This window comes from Conexibacter sp. SYSU D00693 (assembly GCF_017084525.1).
Lineage (GTDB): Bacteria > Actinomycetota > Thermoleophilia > Solirubrobacterales > Solirubrobacteraceae > Baekduia.
Genome location: NZ_CP070950.1, coordinates 2,366,826 through 2,385,301 on the forward strand (window position 1 = coordinate 2,366,826; position 18,476 = coordinate 2,385,301).

At 75.0% G+C, this 18,476-nt stretch carries 16 protein-coding genes; 7 read left to right on the top strand and 9 right to left on the bottom strand.

Annotated elements, in window-relative coordinates; genetic code table 11:
• Nucleotides 1-24 precede the first annotated feature (24 nt).
• Nucleotides 25-1,563 (top strand): acyl-CoA carboxylase subunit beta, encoded by a 1,539-nt coding sequence (locus JUB12_RS11765; protein WP_205695597.1) that lies wholly within the window; start codon nucleotides 25-27, stop codon nucleotides 1,561-1,563.
• Here JUB12_RS11765 and JUB12_RS11770 read toward each other — a convergent pair whose 3' ends face one another.
• A complete protein-coding gene (locus JUB12_RS11770; RefSeq protein WP_205695598.1) occupies nucleotides 1,564-2,883 on the bottom strand; it encodes a cytochrome P450 in 1,320 nt (439 codons plus the stop codon).
• Nucleotides 2,884-2,977: 94 nt separating this feature from the next.
• On the opposite strand from JUB12_RS11770, the gene JUB12_RS11775 reads away from it, so the two are divergent.
• A complete protein-coding gene (locus JUB12_RS11775) occupies nucleotides 2,978-3,994 on the top strand; it encodes an AraC family transcriptional regulator (RefSeq protein WP_205695599.1) in 1,017 nt (338 codons plus the stop codon).
• Between the two features lie 50 nt (nucleotides 3,995-4,044).
• Complete coding sequence (locus JUB12_RS11780; protein ID WP_205695600.1) at nucleotides 4,045-4,632, top strand: hypothetical protein; 588 nt, start codon at nucleotides 4,045-4,047, stop codon at nucleotides 4,630-4,632.
• On the opposite strand, the gene JUB12_RS11785 is transcribed toward JUB12_RS11780, so the two are convergent.
• Nucleotides 4,580-5,035, bottom strand: coding sequence for a hypothetical protein (locus JUB12_RS11785; RefSeq protein WP_205695601.1), 456 nt, complete (start codon nucleotides 5,033-5,035; stop codon nucleotides 4,580-4,582). The genes JUB12_RS11780 and JUB12_RS11785 overlap by 53 nt on opposite strands.
• Before the next feature lie 47 nt (nucleotides 5,036-5,082).
• Here JUB12_RS11785 and JUB12_RS11790 point away from each other — a divergent pair, with 47 nt between their 5' ends.
• Nucleotides 5,083-5,754, top strand: a complete 672-nt coding sequence (locus tag JUB12_RS11790; protein ID WP_205695602.1) for a hypothetical protein — start codon at nucleotides 5,083-5,085, stop codon at nucleotides 5,752-5,754.
• A gap of 10 nt (nucleotides 5,755-5,764) precedes the next feature.
• On the opposite strand, the gene JUB12_RS11795 is transcribed toward JUB12_RS11790, so the two are convergent.
• Entirely contained in the window at nucleotides 5,765-6,367 is a 603-nt protein-coding gene (locus JUB12_RS11795) for a QsdR family transcriptional regulator (RefSeq protein ID WP_205695603.1), read from the bottom strand.
• Between the two features lie 89 nt (nucleotides 6,368-6,456).
• Here JUB12_RS11795 and JUB12_RS11800 point away from each other — a divergent pair, with 89 nt between their 5' ends.
• Nucleotides 6,457-8,250: an LVIVD repeat-containing protein gene (locus JUB12_RS11800; RefSeq protein ID WP_205695604.1), complete on the top strand. Its 1,794-nt coding sequence runs from the start codon at nucleotides 6,457-6,459 to the stop codon at nucleotides 8,248-8,250.
• A gap of 5 nt (nucleotides 8,251-8,255) precedes the next feature.
• Here JUB12_RS11800 and JUB12_RS11805 read toward each other — a convergent pair whose 3' ends face one another.
• The 4 genes from JUB12_RS11805 to JUB12_RS11820 form a co-directional block, all read right to left on the bottom strand.
• On the bottom strand, nucleotides 8,256-9,932 hold the full coding sequence (locus JUB12_RS11805; protein ID WP_205695605.1) for an ABC transporter substrate-binding protein: 1,677 nt from the start codon (nucleotides 9,930-9,932) through the stop codon (nucleotides 8,256-8,258).
• A 129-nt stretch (nucleotides 9,933-10,061) separates the two neighbouring features.
• A complete protein-coding gene (locus tag JUB12_RS11810) occupies nucleotides 10,062-11,885 on the bottom strand; it encodes a methyl-accepting chemotaxis protein (RefSeq protein ID WP_205695606.1) in 1,824 nt (607 codons plus the stop codon).
• 169 nt (nucleotides 11,886-12,054) lie between these two features.
• The gene (locus JUB12_RS11815) at nucleotides 12,055-12,891 is read right to left on the bottom strand and encodes an SDR family oxidoreductase (RefSeq protein WP_205695607.1); all 837 of its coding nucleotides are present in this window, start codon (nucleotides 12,889-12,891) and stop codon (nucleotides 12,055-12,057) included.
• Complete coding sequence (locus JUB12_RS11820; RefSeq protein WP_205695608.1) at nucleotides 12,888-14,399, bottom strand: NAD(P)/FAD-dependent oxidoreductase; 1,512 nt, start codon at nucleotides 14,397-14,399, stop codon at nucleotides 12,888-12,890. The genes JUB12_RS11815 and JUB12_RS11820 overlap by 4 nt, the downstream gene beginning before the upstream one ends.
• Nucleotides 14,400-14,506: 107 nt before the next feature.
• Between JUB12_RS11820 and JUB12_RS11825 the strand changes: the two genes are divergently transcribed.
• Together JUB12_RS11825 and JUB12_RS11830 are read left to right on the top strand one after the other, a co-directional pair.
• A complete protein-coding gene (locus JUB12_RS11825; RefSeq protein ID WP_205695609.1) occupies nucleotides 14,507-15,733 on the top strand; it encodes a CdaR family transcriptional regulator in 1,227 nt (408 codons plus the stop codon).
• Nucleotides 15,734-15,742: 9 nt separating this feature from the next.
• Nucleotides 15,743-17,209, top strand: a complete 1,467-nt coding sequence (locus tag JUB12_RS11830) for a sensor histidine kinase (protein ID WP_205695610.1) — start codon at nucleotides 15,743-15,745, stop codon at nucleotides 17,207-17,209.
• Here the strand turns inward: JUB12_RS11830 and JUB12_RS11835 are convergent.
• The gene (locus tag JUB12_RS11835) at nucleotides 17,156-17,554 is read right to left on the bottom strand and encodes a hypothetical protein (protein ID WP_205695611.1); all 399 of its coding nucleotides are present in this window, start codon (nucleotides 17,552-17,554) and stop codon (nucleotides 17,156-17,158) included. The two genes, JUB12_RS11830 and JUB12_RS11835, sit on opposite strands and share 54 nt — an antisense overlap.
• 81 nt (nucleotides 17,555-17,635) lie before the next feature.
• Nucleotides 17,636-18,475: a PhzF family phenazine biosynthesis protein gene (locus tag JUB12_RS11840; protein ID WP_205695612.1), complete on the bottom strand. Its 840-nt coding sequence runs from the start codon at nucleotides 18,473-18,475 to the stop codon at nucleotides 17,636-17,638.
• Between the last annotated feature and the right edge of the window lies 1 nt (nucleotide 18,476).

The window sequence follows — 18,476 nt, forward strand, 5'->3', positions numbered from 1 at the left end:
GCCGCGGCGGGCAGGATGGCGCCGATGGCCGCGCCCGACCCGCCTGACGACCTCGCCGAACTGCTGCGCCGCCGGGCGCTGACCGAGGACGCGGCGCGCCCCGAGGCGGTGGCCAGGCGCCACGCCGCCGGCGGGCGCACCGCACGCGAGAACGTCGAGGACCTGGTCGACGCCGGGACGTGGGTGGAGTACGGGCGCTTCGCGGTCGCCGCGCAGCGCCGGCGCCGCCCCGTCGAGGAGCTCGTCGAGCGCACGCCGGCCGACGGGATGCTCGCCGGCACCGCCCAGGTCGACGGCCACCCGACGGCGGTGCTCGCCTACGACTACACCGTCCTGGCCGGCACCCAGGGCGCGCTCGGCCACCTCAAGAAGGACCGGCTGTTCGAGCTCATCGACCGGATGCGCCTGCCGGTCGTGTTCTTCGCCGAGGGCGGCGGCGGGCGGCCGGGCGACACGGACTTCCCGGTCGTCTCGTCGCTGCACGTCCGCGCCTTCGCGCTGTGGGCGTCGCTGTCGGGCAAGGTCCCGCGCGTCGCGATCGTCAAGGGCCGCTGCTTCGCGGGCAACGCGGTGATCGCCGGCTGCGCGGACCTCATCGTCGCCACCGAGGACGCGTCGATCGGCATGGGCGGCCCGGCGATGATCGCCGGCGGCGGCCTGGGCGACGTCCACCCCGACGAGGTCGGGCCGATCGCCATGCAGGAGCCCAACGGGGTCGTCGACGTCGTCGTGGCCGACGAGGCCGAGGCGGTCGCCCTGGCCAGGCAGTTGCTCACCTACTTCCGCGGTCCGGCCGAGGCGTGGACGGCGCCCGACCAGGAGGCGCTGCGCCGCGCGCTGCCGCAGAGCGCCCGGCGCGCCTACGACGTCGTGCCGGTCATCCGCGGCCTGGCCGACGAGGACTCGGTGCTGGTGCTGCGCCCGCGCTTCGCGCCCGAGCTCGTGACGGCGTTCGCGCGCCTCGAGGGCCGGCCGGTCGGCGTCATCGCCAACAACACGCTGCACCTCGCGGGCACGCTCACCGCCGACGCCTCCGACAAGGCCGCGCGCTTCCTCCAGCTCTGTGACGCGTTCGGCATCCCGGTGCTCTCGCTGGTGGACACGCCCGGCTTCATGGTCGGCCCGAAGCACGAGGCGACGGCGCTCGTCCGCCATGCCTCGCGGCTGCTCGTCGCGGCCGCCGCGCTGACCGTCCCGCTGGTCGCCGTGGTGCTGCGCCGCGGCTACGGCCTGGGCGCGCAGGCGATGACCGGCGGCAGCCTCCACGAGCCACTGCTCACCGTCGCCTGGCCGGGCGCGCACCTGGGGCCGATGGGCCTGGAGGGCGCGGTGCGCCTGGCGCTGCGCAAGGAGCTCGAGGCCATCGAGGACGAGGCCGAGCGCGAGCAGCGCGTGCGCGACGTGACGGCCGCCGCGCAGGAGAACGCGAAGGCGATCAACGCCGCGCAGCTCTTCGAGCTCGACGACGTGATCGACCCGGCCGAGACGCGCGGGGTCATCGCGGCGACGCTGGCGGCCGCGGGGGCGCCGCGGCCCAGCGGCCGCGTCGTCGACACCTGGTGATCAGGCGGGGACGAAGCGCACCCGCATGGCCTCGATCCCCCGCAGCGAGGGGTTGAGCCGCCAGCGCGGCTCGTCGAGGAGCTCGACGCGGGCGACGCGCTCGACCAGGGTCTCGAGGACGATCCGCGTCTCGAGGCGCGCGAGGTGGGAGCCCAGGCAGAAGTGGATGCCGCTGCCGAAGGCGAGGTGCTCCTTGACCTCGCGCTCGAGGACGAAGCGCTCGGGCTCCTCGAACGTCGACGGGTCGCGGTTGGCGGCGCCGAAGCTCAGCATCACGCGGGCGCCCGCCGGGATCGTCACGCCACCGGTCTCGTAGTCGGCGTTGGCGGTGCGGAAGAAGCCGGGGATGGGCGTCGACCAGCGCAGGCCCTCCTCGATCGCCTTGGGGATGAGCGCGTCGGGGTCGGACCTGAGGCGCCCGTAGGCGTCGGGGTCGCGGGCGAAGGCGAGCAGCAGGCCCATGAGGAGGGACGTCGTCGTCTCGTTGCCGCCGACGAGCAGCAGGAGCGTGAACCAGAGCAGCTCGTCGGTGGTCAGCCGGCCCTGGTCGTCGTCGAAGGCCACGAGGCGGCTGAGCGCGTCGTCGCCGGGCTGCGCGCGGCGACGTTCGATCTCGCGCTCGAAGTGCTCGAACATCTCCGAGCCGTCCTTGACGACGCTGAGCACGTCGCGCAGGCCGGCCGGACCCGGGGTGAGCGAGAAGCCGGTGACCGCGGCGTCGGACCAGCGGTGCAGGGACGCCCGGTCGGCGTCGGGCACGCCGAGGATCGCGGCGATGACGTCGAGCGGGATCGGCGCCGCGAGCGCCCGGTAGGCGTCGGCCCCCGCGGCGCCGCCGTCGAGGACGCGCTGGACCGCGGCGGTCGCGAGCTCCTCGATGCGCGGGCGCAGCAGGTCCATCCTGGCCTTGGTGAAGTCGCTGGCGAGGATGCGACGCAGGCGCGAGTGGTCTGGCCGGTCCATCGCGACGAGCATCGGGACGGGCGCGCGGACGCACATGATCCCGTGGCCGCTCGAGAGCACGTCGTGGGCGCGGGCGCCGGCGCGGACCTCGTCGAAGCCGTTGACGACGAAGAGGTCGCGCGGCGGGCAGTAGTGCACGGGCGCGCGGCGGTGCAGCTCGCGGAACCAGGGCTCGGGGTCGGCGAGCACCGCTCCGGCGAGCGGGTCGGCGTGGGTCAGCGGCGCGCCGGCGCCGGGGCCCTGGCCGCGCAGGCGCGCGACCCGGGTGCGCGCGGCGGCACGGGTGTCGAGCGCGATGCCCTCGGCGAACGCGCGGGTGACCGTGGCGACGTGCCGGCTGCGGTCCATGACGGCCATGGGGCGACCGTAGGCGGCGGCGGGGTGCCACAGCCAGGGCCGAGACGGCCGACTTCTTGACCGATGTGGCCACGAGCGTGGTAGGTGTCCCGGCGTGGTGGCCCTGTCCGAGACCGCACCGCGCAGCCCGGCCGGGACCCGGCTGCTCGTGGCGCTCGCGGGCGAGCACGGCGTCGACGCGGCGGTCGTCCTCGCGGGGACCGGGCTCGACGCGGCCGTCCTCGCCGAGCCGGACGCGGTCCTCGACCACCGCCAGGAGCTGCGCGCGCTGGCCAATGCCGTCCGCGCGCTGGGGGACCCGCCGGGCCTGGGCGCGCAGCTCGGCCGGCGCTTCTCGCTGGCCAACCACGGCGACCTCGGCTTCGCGGTGATGACGCAGGCGACGGCCCGCGAGGGGCTGGCGGTCGCGGTGCGCTTCTTCGGGCTGAGCGACGCGCTGGTGGGGATGCGCCCACGAGCAGAGGACGACGGCGACGCGGTGCTCGAGCTCGACGCGTCCGGGGTGCCGCCCGAGCTGCGGGCCTTCGTCGTCGAGCGCGACGTCGGGGTCATGACGGCCGTGGTCGACCAGGCGCTGCCGGGCGCGGCGCTCGAGGTGACGCTGACGCTCGACCGCGCGCGGGTCGCGGCGGTTCGCCGGTGCGCCCCGGGGCACGTCGTGGCGGCCGGCCCCGTCGACGCCGTCCGCGTCCCGGCCGCGGCGCTGGAGCGGCCGATGCCCAACGCCGACGTCAGCGCCGCCCGGCGCTTCGTCGAGCGCTTGGAGGAGCAGGTCCGCCGGGTCGCCGCGGGCGGCGCGCTGGCGCCACGGGTGCAGCGGGCGCTGGTCGCCGCGCTGCCGGTCCGGCGCACCGCGCCGCAGGTCGCCGCCGAGCTCCACGTCGCCCCCCGCACCCTGCGCCGCCGCCTCCAGGCCGAGGGCACGAGCTTCCAGGCGCTGGCCGACGCCGTCCTCGCCGACCACGCCCAGGCGCTCCTGCGCGAAGGCCTCCCCGTCGCGCTGGTCGCCGAGCGCCTCGGCTACGCCGAGACCGCCGCCTTCACCCGCGCCTTCCGCCGCTGGACCGGCTCCAGCCCCCGCGCCTGGGCCCGCCACACCGCAGGTGTCTGACACCCGCCGGGGCGACAGGTGTCAGACGCTCGTCGCTCTACGGTGCGCTGGTGGCGCCGTTGGCGGTCACCTTCACCAAGCCCGTCGAGGGCCGCTTCTACCGGTCGACCATCCGGCGTGCCGACGGGTGCCTGGTCGCGTTCGACGGTGGCGGGTGGAACACGGTGGGCGGCCCGGCGCGCGAGCTGCCCCACGACCTGGCCCACTTCGTGGTCGAGGACGGGCTCGGGCTGACCAGCGGCGTGTGGGGCGTGCTCGCCGCGGGCGGGCTCTTCGGCCACGCACAGGTCGTCGAGGGCCGCCAGGCGCCGCACGCGGCCACGCGCGGGAAGGCAATCGCCGACGCCGCGGCCGACGAGGTCATGCACGCCGAGCTGCTCGTCCGCGCGACCGCGGATCTCGCGCTCGCCGGCGCCCACGAGGACCGCGGCGCCTTGCGCGCCGCGCTGCGCGAGACGTGGTGGGAGGGCCACGATGCTGACGCCGTCGCACGGACCTGCGTCGCGCTGCGCGACGCGAGCGGTGCGTGGGCCGCCCTCGAGCGGGGCGCGTCGCTCGAGCTCCTGTGGACGCTCGGCCCGGCCGCTACGCCGGCGCCGCGACGCCGAGGGCGTCGAGCAGCCCGCGGGCGTCCTTGACCTTCGCGCGGGGCACGTCGAACGACCACGTCTCGTCGCCGGCGAAGGCGATCGTCAGCGGGCTCGTGAGCTTGCCCTTCCCGATCTCCGCCCCCTGCACCGCGTCGCGCCCCGCCCGGGCCAGGACCTCGACCGCCTTCTGGCCGACGAGTCCCTGCTTGACCTTGGCGAGCACGAGCTCGTCGTCGGTGACCGCCAGGTAGCCGTAGGACCAGCCGCCGGTCGGCAGCGGCGACGCGCCCTTGCCCCGGCCCTCGAGCACCATCTCGGTCGAGACCTTCCCCAGCGACCCGCCGACCTGCGACGCGATCGCGCCGCCCAGCTTGGCCGCCGTCCCCTGCCGGGGCGCCACCAGGACGCCGGCGACGACCGCCGCGCCCACCACCTCCTCTGCCTGCTTCATGGCGCGCTTCTTCGCAGACCGCAGGCGCGCCCGGCAAGCGCCAGGCGATGACCGGCGCTCAGCGGACATGGCGCATCATCGGCGTCATGGAGATGAGACTGCGCGCCGCCCTGCCCGTCATCGCGATCCTCGCCGCGCCGGGCCCGGCGGGGGCCACCCCAGCGCCGAACGTCGGCACGCTGCGCGCGAGCGCGGACCTCGGTCCGAGCGGCCGACAGACCACGTCCATCACGTTGACGCGGCTCCTCAGGCGCGACTTCCAGGTCCTGCGTCGCACGGCGTCGTCGGTCACCCTCGGCTACCCGGCCACCGAGACGGTGCGCCGCAACGGGATCAGCCGTCGTGTTCGGGCACGACCGTGCGCACGGGCGACGATCCGCCTGGCGCTCGTGGCGGGCAACGACGCCGTCGCGTTCGTCCGCCAGGCGCTTCCGACGGCGCGCGACGAGGGCACCGTCACCAGCGCGACCAGCTCGAAGCCCCTCGGTCAGGGGCCGACCGCCGTCGGCGCGTGGCGTCTGTCCTCCGCCATCGAGGACAGCTCGCGCCTCGTCGAGGCGGGTGTGGCCGCCCGGCCGCTGCGACCCGGCGGCCTCAGGGTGCTCAGCTTCTCGGCGCGCATGGTGCGCGTCGGTGGCGTCTGCGGCGGCACGAACACCTTCACCGTCGGCCCCGGGCTCGTGGACACCCTGCTCGCCGACATGCTCGTCGGAACGTGATGACCCGCGCTCAGCGCAGGATCAGCCGCAGCAGCGGCATCGCCGAGCCGGGCTCGGCGACCTCGCCGGTGATGAGCCGGCGGTGGACGTAGGTCTCGGCGACGCGGACGAGGGCGAGTGCCAGCTCGTCGACGTCCATGCCGGGGCGGAAGTCGCTCGTGGCCTGCGCGTCGCGGAGGAGGTCGGCGAACGCGCCGACCAGGCGGGGCTGGAAGCCGCCGTCGCCACGGGTCACCAGCCGCATGGCGAACTCGCCCTCCTCCTCGAGGAAGCGCTGCATGCCCGGGTGGACGAGCAGGTCGTCGATGAAGCCGCCGACGATCGCCGCCACCCGGCGGCCGCCGCGGGCTCGGGTGCGCCGCGCCTCCAGCGCGAGCGTCTCCTGCGTGAGCCCCCAGAGCACCTCGGCCAGGAGCCGCTCCCGCGACCCGACCCAGCGGTGCACCGTGACGCGGCTGACCCCAAGCTCTGCGGCGACGGCCGTGACGTCGACCCGCCGCCCTTCGAGGAACGCGCGCCGGGCCACGCGCAGCGCGTCTAGCGGCGTCGGGCGCGGCTTGGGCGCCCCGTCGCGCAGCTGGCGGTCCAGCGCGGTGGTGGTCGGCGGCGCCACGTGCAGCACCCTATCCGCAGCGTGTCGTGGTGCAACACCCACCACCTGGTGTTGCAGAGCCGGCACGCGCGAGGTTAGGGTCGGCCGCGATGTCCCTGCTCGCCCGCGGCCTCGCCGTCGCCGTCCTCGTCCTCGCCGCCGCGGCGCCCGCGGCCGTCGCCCACCTCCCGCTGCGCGACGCGGCCGGCCAGCAGCAGCCGCTGCTGCGCACGTGGCTCACCGAGCAGGGGTTGCAGGGCGTGATGCCGGGGGCGCCGCAGATCATCCCCGACCTCTACGGCGGCCCCCAGCCGCGGCGCGCGGAGCCGCCGCTGACCGCCACGCCGAAGGCCGACTGCGGGCCGGGGTCGCGACCGGAGACGAACCTCCAGGGCCGCGTCCCCAAGGGCGCCAAGGAGGGCTTCACCTGCAACGCCGAGCTGATCGCGAAGGAGGGCGCGACCGGCGGGTTCAAGGTCGAGCGCTACGTGGACAAGACGGGCCGCCAGTGCGCCTACTACGACACCGCGCTCGTCTTCCCGCTCAACGTCGTGCCGGACGTGCTCGCGGGCAAGCAGGCCGGGACCGCGGTCATCGACATGAGCGACCCGCGCAAGCCCGTGCGCACGACGACGCTCCAGACCCCGGCGATGCTCTCGCCCCACGAGTCCTTGCTCGTCCACCAGGGCCGCGGCCTGCTCGCCGCCGGCATGGGCACCCCCGCCACCGCGCCGGCGTTCGTCGACCTCTACGACCTCAGCGAGGACTGCCGCTACCCCAAGCTCCTGAGCAGCCGGCTCATCTCGCTCTTCGGCCACGAGAGCGGCTTCGCCCCCGACGGCAAGACCTTCTACGTCACCTCGCTGTTCACGAACACCGTCGCCGCGATCGACGTCAGCGACCCCCGCAACCCGCGCGAGCTCGGCGTCTTCCTCTACCCCTCCCACGGCTTCGCCGTCTCCGACGACGGCACCCGCGGCTACGTCAACGGCTTCCGCGGCCTGCAGGTCGTCGACCTCACCGACGTCCAGCAGCGCAAGCCCAACCCGAAGGTGCCGCAGGTCTCGGGGCTCTCGTGGCGCTCGCTCTCCATCCCCCAGAACGCCGTCCCGGTGACGATCGGCGGGCGCAGGATGCTCGTCGAGAACGACGAGTTCGCCTACACCAACGGCTTCATCACGGCCAACGGCGACGACGTCGGCGCCGGGCGGATCATCGACCTCACCGACGAGACCGCCCCGCGCGTCGTCTCCAACCTGCGCCTCGAGGTCCACCAGCCCGAGCACCGCAAGACCGTCAACGGCGACCCCGGCACCTCGTTCCTGGCCACGGGCTACGCCATGCACTACTGCGGGGTGCCCAAGCAGGTCGACCCGGGCATCGTCGCCTGCTCCTCCATCGGCTCGGGCCTGCGGGTCTTCGACATCCGCGACCCGTTCGCGCCGCGCGAGATCGCCTACTACGTCGGCGAGCCCCGCTCGTTCCTCGGCCTGCCGGGGAACCTCGACCCGGCGAACTTCGCCATGTCGCGCCCCGCCTTCGACGAGGCCAACGGCGACATCTGGTACTCCGACGCCAACGCGGGCCTGCGCGTCGTGCACCTCACCAACGGCGTCTGGCCCTTCGCGCCCACGAGCCAGGCCGGCCTACCGGCAACCGACCGCTGCCTCAGCCGCCGCCGCTTCCCGATCCGCCTCGGCACCCGCAGGACGAGGCTGCGCTCGGCGACGGTGACGCTCAACGGCAAGCGCGTCCGCGTCCGCCGCAGCGCCGGCCGCCTCGTGGCGACCGTCGACCTCCGCGGCCGCCCGCGCCAGACCGTCACCGTCCGCGTCGTCGCCCGCACCAAGGGTGGCCGGACGCTGCGCGAGACCCGGCGCTACCGGACCTGCACCAAGCGGTGAGGCGCTCAGCGCCGGCCGGTGAACGTCAGGTCCCAGAGCCCGAAGTACGGGCTCGCCGCAGCATCGACGTCGGCGCTGCGCACGAGGGTGCTGACGTCCCAGGTGTAGGGGACGACCGGCGCGAGGGCCATCGCGCGGCGGTCGACCTGGGCCCAGGCCGCGTCCCGCTCCGCACCCGGCGGCAGCAGGCGCGCGGCGGAGATCGCCCGGTTCACCCCCGTGCTGCGTAGCTGCGCGATGTTCGTGTTCCCCTCACGGGTGATCGCGCGTCCGTCGAAGTTCGGCGCCAGCAGGCTCTCGCCGTCGTCGTAGTCCTTGAACCAGCCGGCGGTCGCGCACACGGCGACGCGTCGCGCCGGGCGCTGGCAGAAGTCCGCGTAGACGCGGTCCTGGCTGAGGAGCCTCAGCCGCGTGCGGAAGCCCAGGCCCCGGAGCTGGCGCACCGCCTCGCGGGCCGTCGAGCGCCCCGGGTCGGTGTTCGCGCCCACCACGAGGAGCGGCCGGTGGTCGGGCGGGCGACCGCTGCGCGAGCCGGCCCGACGGAAGTACCGCCGGGCGAGGCGCCGGTCCGCGCGAGGCGAGCGCAGGAAGTCCAGTCCAGGCCCGGCCACGCCGCCGGCCTGCTCGAAGCCGGGGGTGCCGGGTGGCAGCCAGTGCGTCGGGACCAGGCCGGCCGCGGCGCCGCCGCGTGTGGCCCGCAGGCGCGTGCGGTCCATGCCGGCGAGCACGCCACGGCGGACGTCCACGTCGTCGAACGGGTTCATCCGCGTGTTGAGCGCCAGGTACCGCGTGCCGCCGGCGGCCGCCTCGGCGAGCTGTGCAGGCGCCGCGGCGCGGAGGCGGGGCACGAGTGCCGCGGGAACGACATCGGCCCCGACCGTCATCGAGCCGCGCAGCGTGCGCTCGGTCGTCGGCACGGAGCCTGGCACGTCGAGGTCGATGCGGATCGCGTCGGCGTAGGCCGGACGGAAGTCGGTCGCCGGGTCCCAGTTCGGGTTGCGCGTGAGGAGCATGAGCCGTCCGGCGCGCCGGGAGGTCAGGCGGTAGGCGCCGGAGGCGACCGGGCGCTGCTCGTACGTCGACCGCGCGCGCCGGTCGAGCGGTCCCGCGACCTCCTTCGGGACGGGCGCGGTGATCGGCAGCACGAGCGCGGCGGCGAGCGCCCCGGCGTTCGCCGTGCGCGTGCGCAGGATGAGCGTCCGGTCGTCGACGGCCTGCACGCCCTCGATGCCCTGCGGCGCCCTGGGCACGCGCGCGGGGGACGGCGCACCGACGAGGCCCTGGAAGTACGAGACGTACTGACCGCCGACGGAGGTGCTGAACGCCCGCTCGATCGCGTACTTGACGTCGCCCGCGACCACCGCACGGTCCACCGGCGGCTCGAAGCGGACCCCGGGACGCAGCCGGACCGTCAGCGTCCGCCCGCCGTCGCCGACCTCCGGCGGGCCGGCAGCGAGGTCCGGAACCGGCTTGGCCTCGCCCGGCCGGTACGCGTAGAGCGTCCGGTGCATGGTCATCGCGACCTGGAAGCCGAACTGGAAGTACGTCGCGCCGGGGTCCAGGTAGTCGACGTCACCCGACGCAAGGACGTTGAGCGTCCCGCCGCGCTGCGCCGCCTCAGCGCCCGGCACCGCCACCGTCACGGCGAGCGCCGCGACCGCCACTGCCATCCCCCGCCGCATGGCGCGCACCCTACCGGCGCAGAGGACTGACCGCTCAGCCTCGCCTGAGCACCGGGCGGGGCGCCCGCGACGACCGAGGGCCCCGGCGCGTGCGCGCCGGGGCCCTTGGGTCCTGCTGTGCGGGAGCGGCTAGACCGCGAGCTTGAACCGCTCGACGAGCGCCTGGAGCTGCTCGGCGTTGTGGGCGAGCTCCTGCGCCGACGCAGCGATCTGCTGCGTCGAGGCCGACGTCTGCTCGCTGGAGGCCGAGACCTCCTGCGAGGACGCGCTCGTCTGCTCGGCGACGGACGCGACCTCGACGATCTCGGCCGCCATGCTGGACGACGTGCCCGAGATCTGCTGGATCGCGACGGCGATCTCGCTGACGTGGGCGCTGAGCTCGGCGACGCCGGCACCGATCTCGTCGAATGCCGCGCGGGCCTCGTCGACGGTGCGCGCGCCCTCGTCGGTGCGCTCGCCGCCGGTCTCGACGACGGCGACCACGCGCGAGGTCTCGCTCTGGATCTCCTGGATGAGCTCGGCGATGGAGCCCGCGGCGGCCTGGGACTCCTCGGCCAGCTTGCGGACCTCCTCGGCGACGACCGCGAAGCCGCGGCCCTGCTCGCCGGCGCGGGCGGCCTCGATCGCCGCGTTCAGGGCGAGGAGGTTCGTCTGCTCGGAGATGCCGGTGATCGTGTCGACGATGCCGCCGATCTGGTCGCTCTTGGCGCCGAGGTCGCGGATGGCGGTCGTGGCCTGCTGCGAGGCGGTGCGCACCGCCTCCATGGCCGCGGTGGCCTGGGTCACCGCGGTGGCGCCGGCCTGCGCGCGGTCGCGCGTCTGCTCGGCGACGGCGGCGGCCTCCTGGGCCTTGCTCGCGGACTGCTCGGTGGCGACGGCGAGCTGCTCCGTGCCCGAGCGGGCGGACTCGACCGAGCGCACCTGGCGCACGGTGCCCTCGGTGACCTCGCCGACGGCGCGCGAGATCTCGCCGATGGCGCGACCCGCCTCGTCGGAGGCCTGGGCGACCTGGCCGGAGGCGCCGCGCACCGTGCGCGCGGTCGTCTGGACCGTGCCGAGCAGGTCCGCCAGGGCGTCGCGCGAGGCGTTGTAGGCCTCGATCGACACGACCATGCGCTCGCGGATCTCGTTCACCGCGTGGCCGACCTGGCCGATCTCGTCCTCGCCCGTCGTCGTGAGCGGCTCCGTCTTCGGCGCGGCGTTGTGGGTCAGGTCCCCGTCGGCGAGACGGCGCAGACCGGTCTCGAGGTCGGCCGTGTCGTGCTCACGGAGGGAGCTCAGCCGGTCCAGGACCGCATCGACGCGGCGCTTGATGTCGGCCGAGAGGGCGAGCGCGATGCCGAGGGCCACCAGGGCGGCGACGAGCCCGATGACGATGAGGTTGCGCCGCGTCGAGGCGCCGGTGGCCTCCTGGTCGCGGACGGCGTCCTTGACGAACTTCTCGGTGTCGGCGTCGATCTTGGCCGCCGTCGCGCGGAAGGCGTCGAACTCCTCCTTGCCCTCGCCGATCTTGGCCTGCGCCTGGGCCTTGCCGGCCGGGCCGGAGGCCACGAGCGCGATCTGCCCGGCGAAGTAGTCCTCGAGGCTCTTGATCTGCGGCTTGGCCTCAGCGATCAGGCCGGCCATGATCGGGTGCGCGGCCAGCAGGGGCTCGATCGCCTTGAGGTCCTCGGCGACCGCCTTGCGGCCCGCCTCGTAGGGCTCGAGCGACGCGCGGTCGCCGGTCACCAGGTAGCCGCGGACGCCGGTCTCCTGGTTGACCATCTGGGAGAGGAGGTCCTTGGTCCCCGTCTGCAGGGCCATGGCGTCCTCGACGAACGTCTCGCGGGCGGAGTCGGTGAGGGTGGAGGTTGCGCGTGCCCCGAGGGCGACGACGATGACGAGGAGGGTCAGGACGGTGCCGAAGCCGGCGAGCAGCTTCGTGCGCAGCGACCAGCGCGTGAGCATGTGCATGGGTGAGGTCCTTCGGTGGGCGGAGGACGGCCGGCTGCCGTCCACGGACCCTCCGGTGGTCGGCCGCATGTGTCGCACATCCGCAGCTCATCGCCCGACGGTCTGGCACGCGACCGCTCGTCGCGCCGTGGCCGCCGCTCGACCGCTCGACCGCTCGACCGCCGCCGCGCTAGCGCGGCCCGAGGCGCTTGAGCCCGCGGACGACGAGCCCGGGGTAGCGCGACGGCACCAGCCGGACGAGCCCGTCGAGGGCCTTCGCGTCGTTGCCGACCATCACGCGGCCCTTGTTCGCCTCGACGCCCGCGATGATGGTCTCGGCCGCCTGGCCGGCGTCCATCTTCAGGAGCTTGTCGTTGTAGTAGCGGCGGCGGCGCTCGTCGGCCTCGGTGACCGGGAGGCCGAGCTCCTTGGCGCGGGCGAAGGCGTTGTCGGCGATGGCGGTCTTGATGCCGCCCGGGTGCACGACCGTGACGCCGAGCCGGTGGCCGGCGGCGAGGGCCTCCATGCGCAGGGACTCGGTGAAGCCGCGAACCGCGAACTTCGAGGCGCAGTAGTGGCTCATCTCGGGCTGGGCGAGGATGCCGTTGAGGCTCGAGATGTTGATGACGTGGCCGTCGCCGGAGGCGACGAGGTGCGGCAGGAAGGCCTTCGTGCCGTGGATGACGCCCCACAGGTTGATCCCCAGGACGCGCTCCCAGTCCTCGAACTCCGACTCCAGCACGCTGCGCGAGAACGCGATGCCGGCGTTGTTGTAGACCTGGTGCACCACGCCGAAGTGCTCCGCGACCGTCGTGGCGTAGGCGACGACCGCGTCGCGGTCGCTGACGTCGAGGCGCTGCGTGTGGACGTCGCCGCCGACCTGCTGGGCGGTCGCCGCCAGACCCGCCTCGTCGACGTCGCTGAGCGCTACGCGGGCCCCGCGGCGCGCGAGTCCCAGGGCGAGCGCGCGGCCGATGCCCGACGCCGCCCCCGTGACGACGCAGACCTTCCCGCCGACGGCGCTCACGCCGCGGCCGCCTGCAGCTCGTCCGCGTCGCGGCCGCGGACGGCGCGGCGCTCGAGGCGCAGCTCGGGGTCCTCGACGGGGCCGCGCAGGAACGCGACGTCCTTCTTGTAGTCCATCGCCAGGTGCCACGGCTCGCGCGAGCCGGCCTTCGGCAGCTTGTCGAGCGCGCGCAGGACGTAGCCGGCCTTGAAGTCCAGCAGCGGGCGCTGCTCCATCGCGGGGTCGCTGTTGACCGGCATCGCGGTGTCGAACCCGCAGCGGTCCATGTGCGCGAGCAGGCGGCAGAGGTGCTCGCAGACGAGGTCGACCTTCAGGGTCCAGGACGAGTTCGTGTAGCCGATGGCGAACGCGAAGTTCGGGACCCCACTGCCCATCATCCCCTTGTAGGCCATGGTCTCCGGGATCGAGACCGGCCGGCCGTCGACCTCGAACTGCATCCCGCCGAAGATCAGGAGGTTCAGCCCGGTCGCGGTGACGATGACGTCGGCCTCGAGCTCGCGGCCGTCCTCGAGGCGGACGCCGCCCTCGGTGAAGCGGTCGATCTTCGCGGTCACGATCTCGGCGTCGCCCTTGCGCAGCGACCGGAAGAGGTCGCCGTTGGGCACCGCGCACAGGCGCTGGTCCCACGGGCCGTACTTCGGGTTGAAGTGGACGTCCACGTCGACGCCCGAGCCCTCGAGCTGCCTGGCGTTGACCCAGCGGATGAGCTTGCGCGCCGCGTTCGGGCGCTTCTGGCAGAAGCTGTAGAGCCAGCGCTGGCGGGCGACGTTCTTGCGCCGGGTCAGCTCGTGGCCGCGCTGGTCGCCGAAGACCCTGCGCAGGAGGTCGGCGATCGGGTCCTTCTCGGGCAGCGGCAGGACGTAGCTCGGCGAGCGCTGGAGCATCGTCACGTGCGCGCCCTGGCGGGCGAGGGCCGGGACGAGCGTCACCGACGTCGCGCCCGAGCCGATGACGACGATCCGCTTGCCCGCGACGTCGAGGTCCTCGGGCCAGTGCTGGGGGTGCACGAGCCGGCCGGCGAAGTCCTCCTCGCCGGCGAAGCGGGGACGGAAGCCCTCGTCGTAGCGGTAGTAGCCCGAGGCGCAGAACAGCCAGCCGCAGGTGAGCTCGACCGTCTCGCCGTCGTGCTCGGCGCGCACGGTCCAGCGCGCGTCCTCGCTGGACCACGACGCCGCGAGGACCTTGTGGCCGTAGCGGATGTGCTGGTCGATCCCCGCCTCGCTGGCGGTCTCGCGCAAGTAGCGCAGGATGTCGGGACCGTCGGCGATCGCCTTCTCGCCCGTCCAGGGCTTGAACGCGTAGGCGAAGGTCGACAGGTCGGAGTCCGAGCGGATGCCGGGGTAGCGGAAGAGGTCCCACGTGCCGCCGCTGGCCTCGCGCGCCTCGAGGATCGCGTAGCTCTTGCCGGGGAGCTTGTCCTGGAGGTGCCAGGCGGCGCCGATGCCGGACAGGCCGGCTCCGACGACCAGGACGTCGACGTGGTCGGTGGCGGTGGCGGTCGCGGTCATCGCAGCAGAGATGGTGCCCGGTCGGTCACCGCGAGGCGATGGACGAAGTGCCCGGACCTACGCCACCGTGTTGTGCATGCTGCCCATCCAACGGTACCGTCAGACCCATGGTCACCGCCTGGGAGCGCCCGTCCCCGCACGTCGCCGAGCTCATCCGCCAGGGCTGCGAGCTGCTCCTGGGCGCCCCCGAGGGCCTCTTCGACCAGGTCGACGACGCGACGCTCGCCGGCGCCGACCCGGGGATCCTCGCCGACCCCGCGCTCGTGGAGGCGATCCGCCGCACGAACCGCGCCAACCTCCTGCACTGGGCGCGGGCCAACCTCGAGGACCCCGGCGCGCGGGTGGCGCCGAACCTCGTCCCCGGGACCGTCGCCATCGCCCGCGACCTGGTCCGGCGTGGCCTGGACTGGTCCTCCCTGGACGCCTACCGCACCGGCCAGAACGTCGCCTGGCGCGCGTGGATGGGCCTTGCGTTCTCGCTCACCCACGACCCCGACGAGCTCAGCGAGCTGCTCGACGTCACCGCCCGCTCGATCTTCACCTTCGTCGACGAGACGATCGCGGGCCTGGGCGAGCACCTCCAGCGCGAGCGCGACCGCCTGCGCCGCGGCACCCACGCCGAGCGCCTCGAGGTCGTGACGCTCGTGCTCGAGGGCGCGCCGATCAGCCAGGAGCGCGCGTCGTCGCGGCTGGGCTACGCCCTCGACGGCCCGCACACCGCGGCCGTCGTCTTCTCCGACGCGGCGACGCCGGACCCCGGGCTGCTCGAGCGCGCCGCCGAGGTGCTCGCCCGCACCGCCGGCGCGCGGCGCCCGTTCACGGTGACCGGCAGCGCCGCGTCGCTCTGGGTCTGGCTGCCGGGCGAGGCCGGGCCGGACCGCGAGGCGCTCGCCCGCGAGCTGCCCGCGCTCCCGGAGGCGCGCATCGCCCTCGGCCCGACGCTCCCCGGCATGGCGGGCTTCCGCCGCAGCCACCTCGACGCGCTCGCCGTCCAGCGCCTCCTGCACCGCACCTCGCCCGACGTCCGCCTCGCCACGTTCGACGACGTCCAGGTCGTCGCGCTCGCGACGCAGGACGAGGAGCGCGCGCGGGAGTTCGTCGAGCGCACCCTCGGCGCGCTGGCCAGCGGCCCGGCCGAGCTGCGCGACACGCTGCGCACCTACCTGCGCGAGGAGCACAACGCGAGCGCCACGGCGAAGGTCCTCTTCACCCACCGCAACACCGTCCTCAACCGCCTCGCGCGCGCCGAGGAGCTGCTGCCCGCGCCGCTCGCCGGCCGCGCGTTGCCCGTCGCGCTGGCGCTCGAGGTGGTGCGCTGGGTGGGCGCGCGCTAGCGTCGCGGCGTGTCCGCCGCCCGACAACGGGCCGTCCTCGCCGCGGCCGTGCTCGGCAGCGCGACGCTCGTCGCCATCCTGCTCACCAGCGACCGGCGCGACGCGACGATCGCCTGGGCGGTGCTCGGACCCGTCGTCGTCTGGAGCTTCGTCGGCACCGGCCTGTACGCGACGCACCGCCGTCCCGGCAGCCGCATCGGCCTGCTGATGGTCGCCCTGGGCCTCGCCTGGTGCCTCGCGGCGATCTCGCTGTCGAACTCCGCGCTGGTCTTCTCGGCCGGCCTCGTCGTCGGTGGCCTGTGGGGCGGGGTGTTCCTGCACCTGCTGCTGAGCTTCCCCACCGGCCGCCTGCAGCCGGGGACCGACCGCGCCCTGGCCCTCACCGGCTACGTCCTGTTCACCGTCGGCGGCATCCCGCCGCTGCTGTTCTCCGGGCAGGCCGAGCTCTCGTGCGACGACTGCCCGGACAACCTGTGGCTCGTCGACCGCGACCCCGGCGTCGCCGACGCGCTCGTCGCGGTGCAGACGACGCTCTACGCGGTGCTGTTCCTCGCGGTCGTCGCGCGGCTGTGGGGACGCTGGCGCGCGGCCGACGCGCTGGACCGCGTCCCCCTGACCCCGGTGTACCTCTGCGGCGTCGCCGCGTTCCTGGTCTCGGTCGCCGGGGCGGCGGTCGACACGCCGGCGTTCTGGTGGCTGGCCTTCGGCGCGACCGCGCTGCTGCCCATCGCGTTCCTCGGTGGGCTGCTGCAGAGCCACGTCGCCCGGCTCGACGCCGAGCTCGTCACGCGGTTGCAGGAGCTGCGCGCCTCGCGCGTGCGGCTCGTCAACGCCAGCGACACCGAGCGCCGGCGCCTGGAGCGCGACCTCCACGACGGGGCGCAGTCCCGGCTGGTCAGCGTGAACCTCCTGCTCGGCCGGCTCAAGCACCTCGTCGAGCACGACGACGCGGCGACCGCCCTGCTGGACCGGGCCCAGGACGAGCTGCGCACGGGCCTGGCCGAGCTGCGCGAGCTCGCGCGCGGCATCCACCCCGCGGTCCTCACGACGCACGGGCTCAAGCCGGCCGTCGAGGCGGTGGCGGGTCGCTCGGGCGTCCCCGTCGCGGTCGACGTCGACGACGCGCTCGACCTGCCCCAGCCCGTCGAGGTCGCCGCGTACTTCGTCGTCTCGGAGGCGCTGACGAACGTCGCGAAGTACGCGCAGGCGACCGCGGCCTCGGTCACCGTCCACGCGCGCGACGGCCGCCTGCTGGTCGAGGTCGCCGACGACGGCCTCGGCGGCGCGGCCCCGAGCCCCGGCTCGGGGCTCGACGGCCTGCGCGACCGCATCGCCGCCCTCGACGGCACGCTGATCGTCGACAGCCCACCCGGCGCAGGGACCCGCGTGCGCGTCGAGCTGCCGACCGGCGCGGCGGTGACGCTAGCGCCCGTCGAGGCCGCTGACCGCCCAGCGGCCGCGCTCGCGGACCAGTGAGACGGTGAGCGTCGGGGCCGGGCGCCGGCGCACGCGGACCTCCGCCGCGTGCTTGCCCATCACCGGCGGCAGGACCTTCGGCGTCGGGCCGGCGAGGTCCTGGACCGGCGCGGTGCAGGGCCCGGCGTCGGCGTCGCGCAGTGGTTGCGCCGCCACCGCGCAGAGGCGGGCGGCGTCGCCGAGGCGCAGCGCGCGCACGAACTGCCGGGCGACGCGCCACGCGTCGGCCTTCGCGGTGTCCGACGCGCCCGCGGAGGACCCACCGCCGGTGGTCCCCGGCGTCGCTAGGCCCCCCAAGGCCATGGCCGCGAGCACGGCCAGCGTGGTGACAGCCCCCCTGCGCACCGCATCCCAGTCTGTCGCAGTTCGTCAAGAACTGCCTGCTCAGCGCGTCCGACGCACCGCTCGCGGCGGCGCTGGCGCCGCTCAGAGCGTGACGTGCCCCGCGACGACCGTCGCGGTTGCGCCGCCGACCCAGACGGCCCCCGCGTCGTCCTGCGCGACGTGGACGTCCCCGGCGCGGTGGATCGCCGTGCCCTGCCGGGCGACGTAGGGCGCCTGCGCGCGCCCCGTCGCGAGCAGCCACTGGGCCAGCGAGGCGTTGGCGCTGCCGGTCACCGGGTCCTCGACGACGGCGCCGGCGACCTCGAAGAACGCGCGGACCTCGAACGCGGCCGGGCCGCCGGGCGGGCGCGGGCCGATGGCGGCGACGAACAGGCCGCTGGACCGCGGGCGCAGTGCCAGGACGGCCTCGGCGCTGTCGAGCAGCACGCCGATCCACCCCGGGCCGTTGTCGCACCAGGCGAGGTCGCGGATCGCGGAGCGGTCGATCCGCAGCGCCTGGGCCACCGCACCGGCCGTCGCGTCGTCGACCGCACCTTCCCGGACGAGCGGCGGGGCGGCGAAGGCGAGCCGGTCGCCGTCGCGGCGGACCTCCACCAGCCCGACGCCGCACTCCTGCACCACCACGCCCTCGCGGCGGGGCCGGCCGCCGTGCGACAGCCACGCGTGGCACGTGCCGAGCGTCGGGTGGCCGGCGAACGGCAGCTCGTCGGACGGCGTGAAGATCCGCACGCGGAGGTCGGCGGCCTCGGGGTCGGTCGGCGGCAGGACGAACGTCGTCTCGGACAGGTTCGTCCAGCGCGCGACGCGCTGCAGCTCCTCGTCGTCGAGGCCCGCGCCGTCCAGCACGACCGCCACCGGGTTGCCCAGCAGCGGCCCGGCCCCGAAGACGTCGACCTGCTGGAACGGGCGGGCCCGCGCCACC